The sequence below is a fragment of the Streptomyces sp. NPDC091682 genome (assembly GCF_044756625.1).
Classification (GTDB): Bacteria; Actinomycetota; Actinomycetes; order Streptomycetales; family Streptomycetaceae; genus Streptomyces.
On sequence record NZ_JBIVTH010000014.1, the window covers coordinates 169089 to 186049 of the forward strand.

Sequence of the window (16961 nt, forward strand, 5' to 3'; positions counted from 1 at the left end):
GCAGATGACTGCCGCACCCGAGTTGGACAAGACGACGCAACCTGCGCGCGGCGCGAAGGAGAAACTGCCGGGCGGGACACGGAGCAGCAGCGGTGGCCGCCAGGGCATGTTCGTCCGGCTGAGCTCGGACGAGAAGCAGCGCGCGGAGTACTGGGCCGACAAGCGCGGGTTCTCCTCGGTGAGCGAGTACGTGGCCGAGGCGGTGGTCGAGAAGATCCGGCGCGAGAACCTCGACTATGACCTGCCGACCCTGGAGATCGCGCGGCTCAATGAGCTCGTCGATCAGGTCGCGGCGCTGGCGAAGAACTCGGCGAACCTCGAACGCGTCGTCACCATGGGCTTCGACTCGCTGATCGGGCTCACCCGCGGCGACAACTACCTGCTCGACGAGGAGGACGGTGAGCTCGTATGAGCCGGGACTTCGCAGAGATGCTGGAGGCGGCCACGCCCACCGACGAGGTGATGGATGTGGACACGTCCTTCCTCGACGCCTACCGGCGTGGTGGGAGCGAGGAGTTGAAGCACGTCCAGGCTCAGGCCGCACGGCCTGGGCCTGAGACGGCAACACCCGAGCCGGAGGGGCAGTTCGATGAGACCGGCGACATCGGCTCTCAACTCGAGGCTGAAGGTCCGCAGGCTGATCTCGATGGGGAAGCCGAAACAGATCGCCCGAACCTGGAGCCGGACCGCGAGCCCGACGTTGGCGACTCCGAGCGGGCCGGCAGATCCAACCAGCGCGGTGGCGCTGGCTCTGGCGGCGGACAGAACACCGCTGACGGGGTGCTCCCGGGCGGTGTGCCGGCGGGCCCTGCGACTGATGCCGTTTCCGCTCCCGGGGCACAGCCGGACGTGGAGGGCGCCGCTACAGCCGAAATCGCTGCTCGTGACGACGTCGCCGCACCGGACGAACCCGAGCAGGTGGGGCCCGGATCGCTGCAGTTCACCGGTGATCAGCGCGCCGTGCGGAGCGCGCCCTCGAAGGGGGGCTCGAGCAGTACAGCCGGGACCGCCACGCTCCCCCAGTCGGGCTTCCGGCTCGTCGGCGTGCAGAGCCAGCCGCACATCAAGGCGCTGCCCGAGAGCGTCATGAACGCGCTGCGGGAGCAGCTGCGAGCAGCCGCAGTCCGTGAGCTGGGCGTGAGCGACAGCGCTGCTCGGGAGTTCAGCCGGCGGCTGAGCCAGGGCACGCTGGTGATGGCGTTCCTGTTGGCACAGCTCGACCTGCGTCTTGATGCCGATCCTGCCACCGAGCGCGCAGTGGAGCTGTTCCGCTCCCGCGACCCGCTGCTGGGCGGCGTGTTGACACGGTTGATGAGCATCGAGGCTGTCGAACGGGAGCGGGACGGGTTGTTGCGCAAGCTGCGCGACGAGCTGGGCGAGGTGCGCCAGACCAGCGCGGTGATCGAGCAGGCGCTCGCGTACTCCATCGCCGACCGCACGGAGAACTTCCTGCGGGGCTCGCACAACCTTCGTGACGCGCCGATCACACACAAGGAGGCGATCCATCTCCGGGACATGGCCCGTGAGGCCACCCGGAAGCAGTTGAGGATCGAACGCGAGCGGGAAGGGCGGCCGATCCGATGACCGCGACGAGCAAGGAGAAGCTCCTTTCGTCCGTCAGCGCTGCAAGCCTGGGGTTATCGGGTCTCTGTGTCCAGGACCCGGGTGCACCTCGGCTCGTACTGCACTCCGCGGTGTGCGGGTGTGGCCGCGCCGGCCTCGCACCCCGAGGACGCGCCGCGGATGCCGGACGCAGCGCGAAGGGGCGTGGGCATTCAAGCGCCCCCGACGATGAAGTGGCTCATGAAGCAGCTGGAGAAGCGCGGCATGGGTACAGGTGCGACCCGCACCTCGACATACTCGGAGGTCGCCAACGACAAGGCGAAGTACCCGCTGCTGACCGAGGAGGGCCGAAAGCTCAGGCTGGCGCAGGCCGGCGAAATGGAGCTGGAGGCTCCTGCCGGGCACGCGCATCGGTGATCTCGGGCTCACCGAGAAGGTCCACTCCGACATGCGCGCCGAGCTGGACGTGAAAGAGCAGGTCGGCGCAGCCCGCGCCGAGGGCGTGTGGCAGGCCGCTCCAGGTGGCCCGAAGAAGGTCGCCTTCAAGAAGGTCTGGTCGGGCCACGAGTTCAGCGATGACGAGGTGGCAAAGCTGCTCGCGGGCGAAACGATCTCGTTCGAGGCGAGGCCGAAGGAGAACAAGCCCTTCCCGGCCACCGGTGCGCTCGGCGTCGGCAACTTCAAGGGTCGCAAGTTCGTCGGGTTCCAGCTGGAGGTGCCGGACAAGCCGACGGAGTGGTCTGGCCGGACGTTCACGCCGGCGGAGGTCGCGGTGCTCCTGGCGGGCCAGGCGCTGGAGATCGACGACTTCGTCAGCGCGCGGACTCGCAAGACCTTCGGTTGCAAGGTCACCTGGGACGCGAAGGCCAGGAAGATCACCCCTGATTTCGGCTCCGACGACGAGCCACCTCGGTCCTGGTGCCAGGTGACCTTCACCGATGCGCAGCGCAAGGACCTGGCGGCCGGTAAGACCATCCAGGGCACGGGCTTCGTCTCGGCCAAGGGCAAGACCTTCGACGCCCGCATCTCCTGGAAGAAGGAGGGCGGCAAGAAGAAGATCGTCCCGTCGTTCGGTTGATGTCGGCCGGGTAGTGACGAGTTGCAGCGGGTCCCGGACCTCGGGGCCCGCTGCTGCCGTTTCACGACAGGAACGCTCTCGGTGCTCGATCGGGTCAAGGAGACGCTGCGCGGCGCCGGGCACGCACCCCCCTCGGTACTCGGAGCAGGCAGTGCTCGACGGGATGTCGGTTCGTCAGGAAGTCCTCGACCAGAGCGGCGATGACTCGGATCCACCAGTCAGACTCGCCCCACGCCGCCATCGGAGTCCCTTTCAATCTCGTTTCGAATGGCTTATCTAAGATAGGATGCCACCCACACGCCTCATGTATGAAGACTTCTCGATAGGTCGAGCAATGGCCATTGCGGTCGCAGGGGGGATCGGAGATTCATGGCGAAACTGTCCTATAAGGTGCCAAGTTCGCTGAACAGGAGCTTTCTAGATCACGAGATCACGCTCAGCAAGGGCGGCTGGGCGGCGAAGCCCTCCCCGATCAAGCAGCTGCTCTTCTTCGGTGGTGGCGCCCTCGCCCTGCTGTGGTTCAGCACGTCGACGTTCGTCGCGAGCTCGGGCCCAGTCGCCATCGCGTTCTTCGTGCTCTGGGGACTGGCGGCGATCGCCTACTTCGGCGGGCTGATGAAGACGAAGGAACTGCGCATCATGCGGGTGCCGGCCTTCCTTGCGTATCTGCCCCGCACAGCCCGCCACGTCCTCACCCGTCGCAGCTCGAACCCCACGGACTTCTACTCGATCGTCGGCATCGACGGGATCGACGAGGACGGGCTGATCCGTTTCTCCGACGGCGGCGAAGGCCGGGTCTACCTGGTCGTCGGCTCAGCGAGCTATCTGCTCTTCGACGAGGACCGGATCGGGATCCTCGACCGGGTCGACTCCTTCTGGCGCAAGGTTGAGACGACCTGCGAGCACAGCTTCATCACAACGAAGGAACCGCAGCGGATCTACCACCAGGTGGCGAACCTGGAGCAGCGCAACCAGGCCCTTCAGCTCCGTGACCCCGATCTGATCGAGCTGCAGAACGAGCAGTACGACATCCTCACGCAGCACGTGGGCGGGAAGTTCCCCTCGATCCACCAGTACCTGCTGCTCAAGGGCAAGAACACCGACTCACTGCGCAAGGGACACCAAGTCCTCCAGGCCGAGGTCGGCGGCTCCACCCTCATGATCAAGGAAGCCACGATGCTCGACCGCGAGGAGGCCGAGCCGATGCTGCGGGTCTTCTACCAGGGCATCGACGACGAACTGCTCGACCTCAAGGCGTCGCTGAACTGACAGCGCCAGGCCGACTCACACGACGAGGAACGAACGAAGGACACCATGGCGCTGATGACGAAAGTCCGGGCACAGCTCGGCATCCCGGGAAAGAAGCCTGACCAGACGAACGAGGGCGCGGAGCTTCTGGTCGACGATCTGCCCGCGGACGACGCTGCCCAGGCTGAGGGCGTGCAGAACACTGCGGCAGCTCACGGCGTCGCCGACGAAGCCGCAGAGCCGAAGAAGAACTGGTGGCAGCGCCGCCGGGAGGTGAAGCACCTCCAGGGCACGTTCGACGCCTATCCGCATCTGCTCGCGCTGAAGCCGAAGGAGAAGTACCTCTTCCGCTCCGACTACTTCGAGGTCGACGGCTCGGTCGCCTGCATCCTGGCGTACTTCCACGACGACGCCGCGCACGACAACTTCGCCGCCTTCTGGGGCATCGATCGGATCCCGGACGGCCTGGACGAGCGGGTCACCGCGGTCGTGCTTGAGCAGGTCAAGCGGATGGACGACAAGTGGATCGACTCCTATACGAAACAGTCCGAGAAGCTGGAACGGCTCGATGCCAACGAGCAGGAGGAGACGGGTACGACCTCCTCCAAGCGCAAGGCCGCGAAGATCTCCGGTGACCTCGGGGTCACGATCGGAGAGCTCCAAGACGGCGCGAGCTACCTCTCGGTGCACAACCGGCTCTTTCTCAAGGCCCCGGATCTGGCGACCCTGGACGACACGATCGACCGGGTCACGCGCCTGTACATCGACCGCTTCGGCACGCTGAAGGCTGCGCCCTACGCCGGCGAGCAGCGCCAGGAGCTCTCGGGCCTGTGGAAGAACAACGAGAAGAAGAAGGGCAAGGGCTTCCACTTCACCTCGACCGAGCTGGCCGGCTCGTACTCGCTCGTGACCAACGGCCTCAACGACAAGGGCGGCGAGTACGTCGGCTACATGGTCGGCGACGTCAACAACAGCGCCGTGCTCATGGACGTGAACGCCTACGACCACCACGTGATCGTCGCCGACGCCACCCTCAGCGAGTACCTCGACCGCCAGCGGGTGGCCAACATGTGGTGCTCGAAGATCTCGCAAGCGACGCTGCTGAACAACGGCCAGGTCGTCCACCTCGTCCTTGAGGGGGCGAACCTCGACAAGCTCGGCCCGAGGTTCGAGCGGCTCACCTCGCGCGTGGACCTGAACCAGGGCGACGTGAACATGTTCGAAATGTTCGGCGAGGAGGAGGACGAGCTGACGGTCTTCTCCGCTCAGATGGAGAAGCTCAAGCTGATGTTCGAGCAGCTCTACGAGACCACCGATGGTGCCGTCGGCTCGATCATCCGCAGTGCCCTCGAAGACACCGCCACGGACTTCTACATCGAGCAGGGCATGTGGCGGCACAACGCGCAGGAGCAGCGCAACCGCCTGCGCGTGGTGAACATCCCGCACACCCAGGTGCCGCGTCTTCAGATGTTCGTCTCCTACCTGGCGACCGCGCACAAGGCGCTGTTGAACTCCAGCAAGACCGACCCGGACCAGCTGCGCGCCTACAACGTGCTCAGAGGCATCGCCAACGCGATGCTGAGCACCAACGGCGACCTGTTCAACAACCACACGGCCTCGACCGTGGACGGGGTCCGGGATTCGCGGCGCGTGGTCTACGACTTCTCGCGGCTCATGCGCCGCGGCAAGGGCGTGGCAATGGCGCAGCTGGTGAACATCGTCGGCTTCGCCGTCGGCAAGCTGGGAATCGGCGACACGGTGATCATCCACGGCACCGAGCACATCGACGACCGGGTGAAGAAGTACCTCAAGGACCAGTTCGACCACATGCACGAGCGCGGCGGCCGGGTGGTCTACAGCTACAACGACGTCGACAAGATGCTGGCCGACAGCGACTTCAACAAGTTCGACGCTGCGGACTACACGCTCTTCGGCCCGATGCGCGACAAAACAGTGGCGGAGTACCAGAAGCAGTTGCACCAGCGGATCCCGCCGGATCTCGCCCGGCTCATCACGACCAAGGACGAGAACCTCACGTACCTGCGCCGGGGCGTCTCCAACGTGGTCTTTCACCTGGACCTGGCACTGGGGATCAACCCCTACCGCGAGGCCCAACGCAGGCAGGTCCGACGGGAGGCGGCCAGGGCCGAAGAGACGGCGCGGATGGACTCGATCATGCACGACAAGCCGGCACCGGGCGCGAACCTCACCAGCATCCGGAAGCACAGCGAGGGCGACGGCAACGAGGCTGACGCGGGCCACGCTGACGCGATCAGGCGCAACGAAGGCAAGAGCCTGCAGCAGCCCGAGAACAACGCAAAGCGACCAGCAACAAGGCCCAGGCCCAAGAAGCTGGAAAAGACATGAGCGAGGTCAGCACTGATACGAGGACGAGGAGTAGAGGAGAGACCATGAACGGGACGATCACGGCGGTGGCGAGGCTGCGTGCCCGGGCCGGCCACGGCGTGGAGGCAGGCCGCCCGGGCAGGCTCGCGCGCGGGCTCGCCCTCATGCTCCTGGCGGCGCTGCTCGTGCCGGTCTTCATGATGGCGACGTCTTCGCCGGCGTCCGCGGACGACAAGAAGGAGCGCGACAACTACAGCCTCTACCAGCTGGCCTCGAACGCGAGCTCGTACTTCAGCGAGAAGAACTCGCCGCAGAACGACAAGGGCATGCACGCGAACTGGAAGCCGGTCACGTCCAGCCCGGCCGCGGGCGGTTCCATTCTCGGCTACGCCGACCCGGAGTTCAGCCTGGGCGACATCGTTGGCTGGTTCTTCGCCGAGGTGTCGGGGTCCTCGCAGACCGTCACCTACGAGACCCTGGCCGCGAAAGACGACAAGGGCAACGCCAAGTACTCGGGCATGCTCGACTACGCGCACTTCGGGGCGGCCAACAACGACCTCGGCCTGGACACGATGTCCTCGGGCATCGGCGGCCAGATCGTGAGCGTGATCGGGGGGTCGATCATCTGGGTCCTCTACGCCCTGGCGCTGGCGGTCGGCACGCTGTTCTACGTCATCATCCAGTTCCTGAAGCTCATCAACCCCTTCGTGTGGTTCTACAGCGCGGTCGCGGCGGTAAATCCGACTCTTGCCGATGGTATGACCGGAGGCGATACCGGAGGCGGCGCGCTCTTGGGTCTGCAGCACTGGATCAGCGGCTGGTACGGCTTGCTCGTCGACATCTCGTGGCAGGCGCTCGTGCCGATCTTCATCGGCGTCCTGCTCATCGGCCTGGTCATGTTCAAGAAGATGGACCGGGGCTCGGCGATCAAGAGGCTCATCGTGCGCGTCGTCTTCATCGGCGTCGGCCTGCCGCTCGTCGGGTCGATGTACTCCAGCGTGCTCGGAAAGTTCGACGACTCCGTCCTCGGTCAACACGCCGGCCCGACGCGCGTCGTGCTGAGCACTTACGTCGACTTCGAGGCGTGGATGATGAACGACCGCCTGGGGATCCCGGACCAGGCCACTGTTTCCTGGGACGATGACCAGGCCAGCCCGGACGCGATGATGGCTGTGCGCACGAGTGCGCTGGCGATCAACAAGCAGTCCCACGGGGCGACGTTCAACGGCATCAACATCGGGACGAAGGCCAAGGACGCCGAGTCGGCTTGGAAGGACGGCACCGTCTCCGTCACCGGAAGTGCCTCGGACGACTTCAAAGCGGTGTTCTCGACCTTCGGGATCATCGGCAAGTACATCGCGAGCAACGAGATCGCAGCCTCCGACTTCGAGTCGGGGATCAAGAGCTCGATCACGCAACTGGACGAGAGCGCGGATACCAAGAAGCTCTGGTTTGTCCACGAGGACAGCTACGGCGACGTGAAGAGGTTCGGTGAGGAAGAGGGGCCGAAGCCGGTCGATCACCCGGTGATCTCGACCGACGGCACGGGCCTGACCTCCTCTCGTCCCGGTAAGGATTCGACGGTCTTCACCACGAGGGGGACGAAGGGTGGCTGTGGCTTTACGGTGGGCAAGACGCCCTCCTCATGCAACCTGTCTCCCCTGGCGGCGTACAACTACCTCAACACCGGGTTCAAGCCCAGCTCACTGGCCATGTACTCATCGAACAACGCCACCAGCGGGTTCACCCGCGAGAACCACATGGCGGTCAGCCAGGTGGGCACGGGGCCGGCGAAGTTCATGTACTGGAGCAACTCGGCCACGGTCCTGGGCTCCATCGTCCTGCTCGGCTTCTGGTACGCCATCGGCATGCTGACCGGGGCGATCAAGCGGACCTTCAGCCTGGTGGCCGCCGTACCGTTCGCGACGCTGGGCGCCATGCAGGCGATCGCCAAAGTGATCGTCTACTCCACGGCGATGATCCTTGAAGTCCTCGTCACGCTGTTCGTCTACCAGTTCGTCTCGGAGTTCCTGATCTCGGTCCCGGACATCATGGCTGGCCCCGTGTCGAGCTTCATGAGCCCGGGTGGCTTGTGGGGCAGCCCTGCGCTCGGCGGGATCATCGTGGTGGTCCTGACCCTGATCTCCTCGCTGGTGATCATGGGCATCACCTTCGCCCTGCTACGGGTGCGCAAGACCGTGCTGCAGGCGATGGACGAGGTGGTCACCAAGCTCGTGGACAAGTTCCTCGAGACGAACAACACGCCGAAGCCGGACAAGGGTGGGCTGATGCCTGCTCTGGCCTCGGGTGCGGGGGCTGGCGCGGGTATGGCCATGGGCAACAAGCTCGCCGACGGGTTCAACAGCAAGACCAGCGGTCCGGCGTCCCCGAACACGGGCAAGCCCACAGGCAAGCCCACGGGCAAGACGGCGCCGACGAACGCTGGCGGCACGAACGGTGACGCCATGGAGTTGACGTCCGGTAAGCAGCAGCTGACCCTCGAGGGTGGCGGGCAGGACGGACCGGATGGCCCGGACAGTCCGGCGCTGGATGGTGGTCCTGGTGGTGGCTCCGGCGGTGGCAGTGACGGCGTCAAGGCTCTGCCGGGCGGCACCGGTCCCGCCGGTGCTCTGGGCGCGCCCGGTCGCGACGGACACGCCGACAAGGGTGGTCCGCTGCAGCTGACGAGTGGCGGAGCGGGCAGCTCGCGCTCGGACAAGCAGACGGCGCAGAGTCTGAGCAACCAGGGTGGCCTGTCGAACTTCGGGTACAGCACGAACGGCCAGGACGGCCACAAGGTCATCCGCGGTGAGGTACTTTCCTCGTCGACGGAGCCGTCGAGTTCTCGTGGTGATGCTCAGGGCCAGAGCGGAGCCGGCGGCGCAGCTTCTGTCCCGACCAGCGGAGGCCGTAAGGCTGTCGCCGGTCAGACGGAACCGACGCAGTTCAGCACGGGTTCCCAGGGTGCGCAGAGCCAACAGGGCAGCAACGAGCAGGCTGCACCGCAGCGCTTCAGCGGCGAGGCTGTGCCTGCCCCGGCTCCTGCTCCGACGCGGTCGGGTGCGCCGAGCACGGGTCCGACGCGCTTCGCTCAGGGCACCCCTGCCCCGGCTCAGGCCCAGCCCCCCGTCCAACCGCCGGCAGGGCAGGAGCAGGCCGAGGCGCAGGCGAACCGTGACCGGCGGCCGTCCGTCATCAACGCCCGCCGCGACGGCGCCTCGGCTCCAACGCAGCTAGGGGCCGGTGCTCCGGCTGCGGGTCAGCCAGGGGCCAGTGCCACGGCTGCGGGTCAGCCAGGGGCCAGTGCCACGGCTCCAAGGAAGCCAGGGGCCAGTGCCACGGCTGCGGGTCAGACTCCGGCTGCGCCTGGTGCGCGGACTCCGGCTCCGAGGAAGCCAGGGGCCAGTGCTCCGGCTGTGGGTCAGACTCCGGCTGCGCCTGGTGCGCGGACTCCGGCTCCAAGGAAGCCAGGGGCCAGTGCCACGGCTGCGGGTCAGACTCCGGCTGCGCCTGGTGCGCGGACTCCGACTCAGACGCCACCGCGTCAGCCGGAGTCGATCCAGGCGTCGCCGTCGACGCCGCGCCAGACGCCTGCCCCGACGGCTCATGCTCCGCGGCCGCCGGCTCCCGCACCGGCTCCTGCACCGGCTCCTTCGCCGCGGCCGGCTCCGGTTCCGCGTCCGCGCGGGAATACCGATCCGACCCCTCAGAGCGTGGGGACCCCGGAGCCGCAGCAGCCGTCGGCCGGTGGCCCCCGCCGAGGCCGGCGCAAGAAGGAGGACTGATCGTCCGATCGAGGGCGAGCGTGGAGGCCTGACGCACCCGGTGAGAACGATCATCCTCACCGGGTGCGTCGCCCTTTGAGCAGCATGAGGAGAAGGAGGGGCCATGAGGCTCGGATCGAGGCTTCGCGGCGAGTTCCCGCTGGGCTGGTGGCGCTCGGCGCGATGGTGGCTCACCGGGATCCGTGAGCTGGCACTGAGTACTGCGGCGGCTGTGACTACCGTCGTGTTCGTCGGCGAGATGGTGCGCGCCGTGCGGCATCGCGACGAGCCGAGGATCCTGGCGCGTCTGGCCGGCACGTTCGAGGGGTACGTGTCGGGCCTTCTGGCCAACGGCGCAGGCTTGGGCGTTTTGGGCACCATGGAGATCGAGAATGATCTCCCTGTGGTGCTGATGGTGCTGCTGACGGGGTGGTGTCTGTCCAACATCGGCGTCAGCGCCGTGGTGTTCGTCGTGGTGGCCCGGTCGAGGATTCGGAGGCCAGAGGCATGGGCCGAACTCGATTTCGTCGAGCGGCATGCCCCGAAGTACGGCCAGCCGCCGGAGACTATCGAGGAATACCGGGCGCTGCAGCTTCAGGAGTAGACGTCAGAGGCTTGACCGGCCGAGGAAGGACAGAACCCCGTGGACGCGATGCCCACGGGGTTCCGTGCTGCTTGGCCGGCCGAGCGGGACGTCGACGCTACTTCTTGCACTTGGTCTTGAAGCCGTCCAGCAGAGCCTTGCCGGCATCGGAGTTGTCACGCACGTACACGCTACCGCCGATGCTGATCGAGGTGTTGCTGGTTGAGATGGACTCGCTGCCGGTCCGCCTGTTGCGGGTGTCGTCTCCGGCGACCGTCCAGATGATCTGGGACTGATCCTTGTTGAACTCGCCGGTGCTGGTCACGTCCGGCTCCTTGTAGACACCATCGCAGTTGTACTCATGATGCGAGACGCCGTTGCCATTGACGACCAGCTGGCCGAGTTTGGACGTGCCGTTGACGTCCTTGACGTAGTAGGTACCGTCGAGCTTGCTGGCGCTGTCGCTGCTTCCGCTGCAGGCGGTGAGTATGAGTGAGCCCGCGGCCAGGGCCGCGATGGACACGGTCATCTTGGCCCGCGTCGTACGTGCAGTGCTGGTGAACCTCATGGCGTTTTCCCTTCGTTCGTTATGGAAGTCGGTATGAGACAGAAGGCCAGTCAAAATAACCTATGGATAGGTGACTTTGGCGGATCGGGATCGTCTGTCAGGTGCCTTCTCGGAGGTTGTCGAGCCGATGCTCAGTCAGCGCTAGCGCGAACTCGGCCTGATTGAGCGTGTGTTCGCCGCCCTGGATGCGCCACCGCAGACGCTGCACCGGCGGGGCGTCTGCCTCTTGGACTGCCAGGTCACCGAGTTCACGCAGCCCTGCGTGCGCTCCCTGCAGCTGTTCCTCGTGGTGTGCCGATCGGCGGCGGGCTGCTGGCCGACACAAACTTCGGCTACTCCCACTGGCGGCCGGTCTCGCGCGGGCGACCAGCCTCCGAGGAGTTCGCGAGGATTCGCCCGGACCAGCCCCGCTGGTCATCTCCCGCCGCCCCCTTCCAGCGGTCCCTGCGACCGCGTACGCCGGGAAGCGGCTGTACCTGCTTCGCCACGGCGGCAAGGAGCGGCTCGACGAAGATCGACACAGTCGCATCGCCGTGGAGACCCGCATGGGCCACGAGGTCGCCGGCCACCTGTTCGCGTGAACCGCAGGCCGCTCGGGAACGTTCCCGGGCGGCCTGCGCGTCGTTGTTCCCGAAGAGAACGGAAGGCAAACAGCAGGGGGTGTGCCATGGGTCGAGTGGTGCTGGAGCGGTTTCCCGCCGGAAGTCCGCGGGGAAGCTGGCCCGCCGAGGAGTACGCGGCGCAGCGGATGCGCGAGGGCGTGCCGGCGGAGGTGGTCATGGACCTGGACAGCGATGCGTTCCTCGTCGTGGTCCGGCAGCGGGAATCCCGTTCCGGTCACTGACCACCCGCGGGAGGGTCCGGTGGGCGCACGGCCCTTGGCCTCGCGCCCGCGCAGCCCCACACTGACCCGATGACTCAGCGTGTGGATCTCGCGACGGTGATGGACCGGCTGGCGATCGACGAAGTGGTCACGGGCTACGCGGTGGCCGTCGACGACGGTGACTGGGAGGCGTACCGGGCCCTGTTCACCGCCTCCGGAAGGGTCGACTACAGCTCGGCCGGCGGGATCGAGGGTCCGGTGGCGGAGGTCGCGGACTGGCTGGCGGAGACGATGACGCTCTTCCCCGTCCGCCAGCACCTGATCGTGAACCGGCTGATCCGGCTGGAGGACCTGGGCGGCTCCCCCGGGGACAGCGCCGAGGTCCGGGCGGACTTCCTCAATCCGATGCGGCTGGCCGGGCCGGACTCCGACGCCGCGGTCACCTCGCCCAACTTCGTCGCGGCCGGGCGCTACGGCTTCGCGCTGGCCCGGACCCGTGACGGCTGGCGGCTCACCCGCGTCACCGTGCACGAGACGTGGCGGCACATGACCGCCTGAGCCGCGGGGGAACCGCTCGACTCGGCCGGGGCACCGGGCACTGCCACACTGGAAGCGGAGGCACGCCATGATCACGATGCGCACGCGGTGGTGGTCCCCTCGATGGCGTGCGCCCGCCGCCGTGGCCGCCGGGGCGCTGCCCGCCCTCGCCTTCCCGGCCCCCGCGCTCTGGTGGTTCGCCTACGCCGCCCTCGTGCCCTGGATGCTTCTGCTGCGCTCGGCCCCCACCGGGCGGCGGGCGGCGCTGGAGGGCTGGCTCGGCGGCGCGGGGTTCATCCTGGCCGTCCACCACTGGCTGCTGCCCAGTCTGCACGTGTTCCTGGTCCCGGTGGCCGCGTTGCTCGGGCTTCTCTGGATCCCCTGGGCGCTCCTGGTGCGGGAGCTCCTCGGCGGGACCCCGGCGGCGGGCCGGGCCTGCTGCGCGCTCGTCCTCGTGCCGGCGGGGTGGCTGCTGTCGGAGCTGGTCCGGTCCTGGCAGGGGCTCGGCGGGCCGTGGGGGCTGCTGGGCGCGAGCCAGTGGCAGGTGGCGCCCGCGCTGCGGCTGGCCTCGGTGGGCGGGGTGTGGCTGGTCAGCCTGCTGGTGGTGGCGGTGAACTGTGCGCTGGTGCTGCTGATCGCGGTGCCGGGGGCGCGGATTCCCGCGGTGGCGGGGATGACGGGGTGCGCGGTGCTGACGGGAGCGGTGTGGGTGTGGGCGGCGCGGCCCGAGGAATCGGGCCGGCTGCGCGTGGCCCTCGTACAGCCCGGCCCGGTGACGGACGGCCCGGACAGTGCGGAGCGGCGGTTCGACGTGGGTGAGCGGCTGACGCGGCCGCTGGCGGGGCAGCGGGTCGACCTGGTGGTGTGGGGCGAGAGCAGCGTCGGCGCGGACCTGACCGCCCGCCCGGACCTGGCCCGGCGGCTGGCCGCGCTGTCGGCACGGGTGGGGGCTCCGCTGCTGGTGAACGTGGACGCGCGGCGGGCGGACCACCCCGGTATCTACAAGAGCGCGGTCCTCGTGGGCCCCCAGGGCCCCACCGGCGACCGGTACGACAAGATGCGGCTCGTCCCGTTCGGGGAGTACGTACCGGCCCGTGGGCTGTTCGGCTGGGCCACGTCGGTCGGCAAGGCGGCGGACGAGGACCGGGTGCGCGGTGACGCCCCGGTGGTCATGGACCTGCCCGGGCGGCCGGAGGGGCCCGGCGGTGTCCGGGTCGGCCCCCTGGTGTGCTTCGAGTCGGCCTTCCCCGACATGAGCCGGCGCCTCACCCTGGACGGGGCCTCCCTGCTCGTCGCCCAGTCGGCGACCTCCTCTTTCCAGGAGAGTTGGGCCCCGGCCCAGCACGCCTCCCTGGCCGCGTTGCGGGCGGCCGAGAACGGCCGCCCGATGGTCCACGCCACCCTCACGGGCATCAGCGTCGTGAACGGCCCCTCCGGCGCGCGGGTCGGCGCCGCCCTGCCCACCTCCGCGAGCACGGCGGCCGTGTACGAGGTCCCGCTCGCCCGCGGCACGACCCTCTACGTCCGCTTCGGGGACTGGCCGGTGGCCGCCGCCCTCGCCGCCCTGGCGGTGTACTGCGCGGTCGCGGGCAGCCGTTCGCTCAGGAGGCCTGCTCCAGGGCCGAGCTCACCACCCGCTCGCACAGCTCGTGGGTTCGCAGGGCGTCGCGGGCGCTGAGCGTCGTACCCGCCGCGACCGCTTCCAGGAAGTGGTCGACGACCTGCTCGATGCCGCGCTGGCGGGCGACGGGGACCCAGTCCCCGCGGCGCCGCACGGTCGGCTGGCCCTTGTGGTCGATGACCTCGGCGAGGTTGACGACCTGCCGCTTGGTGTCGCGGCCGGACACCTCCAGGATCTCCTCGGTGGAGCCGGACAGCCGGTTCATGATGCCGAGTGCGGTGAAGCCGGCGCCGGACAGCTGGAGCACCACCTGGTGCATCAGCCCCTCGCGCACCACCGCTCGGACGTCGAGGTGTTCGGCCTCGCCGGGCAGCAGGAACCGCAGGGTGTCGACGACGTGGATGAAGTCGTCCAGCACCAGCGTGCGCGGGTCCTCGGGCAGCCCGACCCGGTTCTTCTGCATGATGATCAGCTCGCGGGCGTGGTCGGCGCACTGCGCGTAGGCGGGCGCGAAGCGGCGGTTGAAGCCGACGGCGAGGGAGACCCCGAGCCGCTCGGCCCGTTCCACGAGCTGCCGCGAGTGAGCGAGTTCGTAGGCGAGCGGCTTGTCCACGTACGTGGGCACGCCCGCTTCCAGCAGCCGCGTGACGATCTCCGGGTGGGCCACGGTGGCGGCGTGCACGAAGGCCGCGTCGAGCCCCTCGGCGAGCAGCCCGTCGAGATCGGTGTGGCGGCGCGCGGCCGGGACGTGGTGGGTGTCGCCGACCCGCTCCAGGGTGTCGGGGTTGCGCGTCTGCAGGTGCAGCTCGATGCCCGGGCGGGTGGTGAGGACGGGCAAGTACGCCTTCTGCGCGATGTCGCCGAGTCCGATGCAGCCGACCTTCACCGGGGCCTCCAAGTTCGGTCCGTGTGGATCTCGGCAGCATAATCCCTGGTGGCCGGGGCCCGGTTCGCTCAGGATGATCCTCATGACCACCAGTTCAGGATCACACCGCGAAGAACCCGCCACCACCGCCGCCGAACGGGAGATGCTCGACGGCTGGCTCGACTACCACCGTGCCACCCTCATGTGGAAGTGCGAGGGACTGCAGGACGAGGAGCTGCGCAGGACCCCGCTCGCCCCTTCCGAGTTGAGCCTCCTGGGCCTCGTACGGCACATGGCGGAGGTGGAGCGGTACTGGTTCCGGGAGGTCATGCTGGGCGAGGACCTGCCCGAGCTCTACATCACGGACGAGGACCGGGACGGCGACTTCCACTTCACCGAGGCGGCTACGTGGGCCGAGACCGAGCCGGTCTGGCAGACGGAGGTCGAGCTGGCGCGCCAGGCGGCCGCGGGCCGTTCGCTGGACCTGCTCTCGCAGGCCGAGAACCATCACCGCGGCGAGGTGTTCAGCCTGCGCTGGGTCTACACCCACATGATCGAGGAGTACGCGCGCCACAACGGCCACGCGGACCTGCTGCGCGAGCAGATCGACGGCGCCACCGGCGAATAGGCGGTCCGCCCGGGGGCGGTCCCGGACCGCCCCCGGGGCCCTGTCCGGCGGGTGCGTCCGTCACCCGTGCGGGGTGAATATCGGCTCCGGGTTTTCGCAACGGGGTCCTCGCACAGCAGAGTTGCGCGGGTGCATCCCACCCGAACCACGACAACGCTGCTGCTCGGAGTCGCCTGCGCCGTCTCGGCGGTCTCCGGCTGTGTGCAGGTGAGCCCCGGACCCGTGCGGCCCGCGGCGGCCCCCGCCGCCGGGGCACCGCCCCGCCATCAGCCCCGCGGCGGGCCCGGGGCCGCCCCCGTGACCGTCCGGGCGCCCGCCCTGGAGGCGCTGGAGGCCTTGGAGACGGCCCCGGGGCGGCCCGCTGCCCCGGCGGGCCCTGCGGCCGCCCAGCGGTCCGCGCAGCGCCCCGTACCGGGCGGCTCCGGCGGGCCCGTGGAGGAGGCTCCGCCGGTCCCGGACATCCCGGAGCCCCGGCGGACCGCCGAACCCGTCTCCGGGCACCCGGGCGGCCGCCCGCGGCGTCCCCGGCCCGACGCCGAAGCGGAGCGCGAGCTGATCCGGAAGCTGCCGGTGCGGCCGGCCGATGTGTGCGCACTGGGCCGCAGGCACGGCCAATGGCATCCCGACAGCCCGGAGGCCCGCATCTGCTCGGGCGTCCACGGGGACTGACCGCCCGCGGACCCAGGGCCTACGGGGACTGCTCGGGGAACGGTCGGGGTCCGGATCCAGGTCCGGGCCCGGCCTCCGGCTCCGCGGCCAGGCGCCGCTCCAGCCGGGCGATGGCGGCCCGTACGCCGTTCCCGTACCCGTCGTCGGACAGCGCCCCGGTGGCCGCGCGGGCCCGGGCCAGGTGGATCCGGGCCGCCTCGGGCCGCTGCAGTTTCACGTAGTCGGCGGCCAGGTTCAGGTGCAGGGACGGGTAGAACACCCGCAGCTGCGGATGCGGCTCCCAGCGCGCGGGCCGCCCGTCCCGGGGCGGCCCGGACCCGGGCTGGTCGCCGGGCTGATCGCCCGGGAGGTCATCCGGCAGGTCCACCGGCAGGTCGGCTGCGGCGGTCAGGGCCCGCAGGTCCCAGGCCAGCTCGTCGGCCGGATCGTCCTGTGCGTCGGCCATGTAGTGGGCCAGGGTGCACCGGTGGAGGGAGTCCCCCTCCTCACCGATCTCGGACCAGATCTCCCCGAGCCGGTTGCGGGCCTCCTCGCGGTCCCCGGCGTGCAGCAGGATGACCGCCTGGCCGATCCTGGTCATGACGGCATCCTGCGACGCCTCCTGCTGCTCCGTCACGGCGGCCTCCGGCTTGCTCTGCCAGACCTGCTCCGGTCTGATCATCTAGAAG

16 protein-coding genes are annotated in these 16961 nt (G+C 68.7%); 13 read left to right on the top strand and 3 right to left on the bottom strand.

Annotated features, from left to right (window positions below):
* Nucleotides 1–4 precede the first annotated feature (4 nt).
* The 8 genes from ACIQK6_RS29555 (at nucleotide 5) to ACIQK6_RS29590 (ending at nucleotide 10603) form a co-directional block, all read left to right on the top strand.
* Entirely contained in the window at nucleotides 5–412 is a 408-nt protein-coding gene (locus ACIQK6_RS29555) for a hypothetical protein (protein WP_329104360.1), read from the top strand.
* Complete coding sequence (locus tag ACIQK6_RS29560; RefSeq protein ID WP_329104358.1) at nucleotides 409–1584, top strand: hypothetical protein; 1176 nt, start codon at nucleotides 409–411, stop codon at nucleotides 1582–1584. The genes ACIQK6_RS29555 and ACIQK6_RS29560 overlap by 4 nt, the downstream gene beginning before the upstream one ends.
* A gap of 219 nt (nucleotides 1585–1803) precedes the next feature.
* Entirely contained in the window at nucleotides 1804–1980 is a 177-nt protein-coding gene (locus tag ACIQK6_RS29565; protein WP_329104355.1) for a hypothetical protein, read from the top strand.
* A gap of 31 nt (nucleotides 1981–2011) precedes the next feature.
* Nucleotides 2012–2641, top strand: a complete 630-nt coding sequence (locus tag ACIQK6_RS29570) for a DUF3945 domain-containing protein (RefSeq protein ID WP_329104353.1) — start codon at nucleotides 2012–2014, stop codon at nucleotides 2639–2641.
* Nucleotides 2642–3031: 390 nt separating this feature from the next.
* Nucleotides 3032–3910, top strand: coding sequence for a hypothetical protein (locus ACIQK6_RS29575; RefSeq protein WP_329104351.1), 879 nt, complete (start codon nucleotides 3032–3034; stop codon nucleotides 3908–3910).
* Nucleotides 3911–3964: 54 nt separating this feature from the next.
* Nucleotides 3965–6256, top strand: a complete 2292-nt coding sequence (locus ACIQK6_RS29580; RefSeq protein WP_402695744.1) for a hypothetical protein — start codon at nucleotides 3965–3967, stop codon at nucleotides 6254–6256.
* A gap of 44 nt (nucleotides 6257–6300) precedes the next feature.
* Nucleotides 6301–10020, top strand: coding sequence for a hypothetical protein (locus ACIQK6_RS29585; protein WP_402695745.1), 3720 nt, complete (start codon nucleotides 6301–6303; stop codon nucleotides 10018–10020).
* A 103-nt stretch (nucleotides 10021–10123) separates the two neighbouring features.
* Nucleotides 10124–10603: a hypothetical protein gene (locus tag ACIQK6_RS29590; RefSeq protein ID WP_329104345.1), complete on the top strand. Its 480-nt coding sequence runs from the start codon at nucleotides 10124–10126 to the stop codon at nucleotides 10601–10603.
* 97 nt (nucleotides 10604–10700) lie between these two features.
* Here ACIQK6_RS29590 and ACIQK6_RS29595 read toward each other — a convergent pair whose 3' ends face one another.
* A complete protein-coding gene (locus tag ACIQK6_RS29595) occupies nucleotides 10701–11150 on the bottom strand; it encodes a hypothetical protein (RefSeq protein WP_329104343.1) in 450 nt (149 codons plus the stop codon).
* A gap of 667 nt (nucleotides 11151–11817) precedes the next feature.
* On the opposite strand from ACIQK6_RS29595, the gene ACIQK6_RS29600 reads away from it, so the two are divergent.
* The 3 genes from ACIQK6_RS29600 to lnt all read left to right on the top strand — a co-directional run bounded on the left by ACIQK6_RS29600 (nucleotide 11818) and on the right by lnt (nucleotide 14188).
* Nucleotides 11818–11994, top strand: a complete 177-nt coding sequence (locus ACIQK6_RS29600) for a hypothetical protein (RefSeq protein ID WP_181382610.1) — start codon at nucleotides 11818–11820, stop codon at nucleotides 11992–11994.
* Nucleotides 11995–12063: 69 nt separating this feature from the next.
* The gene (locus tag ACIQK6_RS29605; RefSeq protein ID WP_402695746.1) at nucleotides 12064–12531 is read left to right on the top strand and encodes a nuclear transport factor 2 family protein; all 468 of its coding nucleotides are present in this window, start codon (nucleotides 12064–12066) and stop codon (nucleotides 12529–12531) included.
* 67 nt (nucleotides 12532–12598) lie between these two features.
* A complete protein-coding gene (lnt, locus tag ACIQK6_RS29610) occupies nucleotides 12599–14188 on the top strand; it encodes an apolipoprotein N-acyltransferase (protein ID WP_329104336.1) in 1590 nt (529 codons plus the stop codon).
* On the opposite strand, the gene ACIQK6_RS29615 is transcribed toward lnt, so the two are convergent.
* A complete protein-coding gene (locus tag ACIQK6_RS29615) occupies nucleotides 14112–15017 on the bottom strand; it encodes a Gfo/Idh/MocA family oxidoreductase (protein WP_329108120.1) in 906 nt (301 codons plus the stop codon). The genes lnt and ACIQK6_RS29615 overlap by 77 nt on opposite strands.
* 82 nt (nucleotides 15018–15099) lie before the next feature.
* On the opposite strand from ACIQK6_RS29615, the gene ACIQK6_RS29620 reads away from it, so the two are divergent.
* Nucleotides 15100–15624 (top strand): DinB family protein, encoded by a 525-nt coding sequence (locus ACIQK6_RS29620; RefSeq protein ID WP_329104334.1) that lies wholly within the window; start codon nucleotides 15100–15102, stop codon nucleotides 15622–15624.
* Nucleotides 15625–15753: 129 nt separating this feature from the next.
* Nucleotides 15754–16293: a hypothetical protein gene (locus ACIQK6_RS29625; protein WP_402695747.1), complete on the top strand. Its 540-nt coding sequence runs from the start codon at nucleotides 15754–15756 to the stop codon at nucleotides 16291–16293.
* 19 nt (nucleotides 16294–16312) lie between these two features.
* Here ACIQK6_RS29625 and ACIQK6_RS29630 read toward each other — a convergent pair whose 3' ends face one another.
* Entirely contained in the window at nucleotides 16313–16954 is a 642-nt protein-coding gene (locus tag ACIQK6_RS29630; RefSeq protein WP_402695748.1) for a hypothetical protein, read from the bottom strand.
* Between the last annotated feature and the right edge of the window lie 7 nt (nucleotides 16955–16961).

What these genes read in the sequence shown, in the direction of transcription:
- lnt (WP_329104336.1), top strand. Translation starts at nt 12,599, where the DNA reads ATGATCACGATGCGCACGCGGTGGTGGTCCCCTCGATGGCGTGCGCCC.
- ACIQK6_RS29570 (WP_329104353.1), top strand. Translation starts at nt 2,012, where the DNA reads ATGCGCGCCGAGCTGGACGTGAAAGAGCAGGTCGGCGCAGCCCGCGCC.
- ACIQK6_RS29585 (WP_402695745.1), top strand. Translation starts at nt 6,301, where the DNA reads ATGAACGGGACGATCACGGCGGTGGCGAGGCTGCGTGCCCGGGCCGGC.
- ACIQK6_RS29605 (WP_402695746.1), top strand. Translation starts at nt 12,064, where the DNA reads ATGACTCAGCGTGTGGATCTCGCGACGGTGATGGACCGGCTGGCGATC.
- ACIQK6_RS29620 (WP_329104334.1), top strand. Translation starts at nt 15,100, where the DNA reads ATGACCACCAGTTCAGGATCACACCGCGAAGAACCCGCCACCACCGCC.
- ACIQK6_RS29600 (WP_181382610.1), top strand. Translation starts at nt 11,818, where the DNA reads ATGGGTCGAGTGGTGCTGGAGCGGTTTCCCGCCGGAAGTCCGCGGGGA.
- ACIQK6_RS29555 (WP_329104360.1), top strand. Translation starts at nt 5, where the DNA reads ATGACTGCCGCACCCGAGTTGGACAAGACGACGCAACCTGCGCGCGGC.
- ACIQK6_RS29580 (WP_402695744.1), top strand. Translation starts at nt 3,965, where the DNA reads ATGACGAAAGTCCGGGCACAGCTCGGCATCCCGGGAAAGAAGCCTGAC.
- ACIQK6_RS29630 (WP_402695748.1), bottom strand. Translation starts at nt 16,954, where the DNA reads ATGATCAGACCGGAGCAGGTCTGGCAGAGCAAGCCGGAGGCCGCCGTG.
- ACIQK6_RS29590 (WP_329104345.1), top strand. Translation starts at nt 10,124, where the DNA reads ATGAGGCTCGGATCGAGGCTTCGCGGCGAGTTCCCGCTGGGCTGGTGG.
- ACIQK6_RS29565 (WP_329104355.1), top strand. Translation starts at nt 1,804, where the DNA reads ATGAAGCAGCTGGAGAAGCGCGGCATGGGTACAGGTGCGACCCGCACC.
- ACIQK6_RS29595 (WP_329104343.1), bottom strand. Translation starts at nt 11,150, where the DNA reads ATGAGGTTCACCAGCACTGCACGTACGACGCGGGCCAAGATGACCGTG.
- ACIQK6_RS29560 (WP_329104358.1), top strand. Translation starts at nt 409, where the DNA reads ATGAGCCGGGACTTCGCAGAGATGCTGGAGGCGGCCACGCCCACCGAC.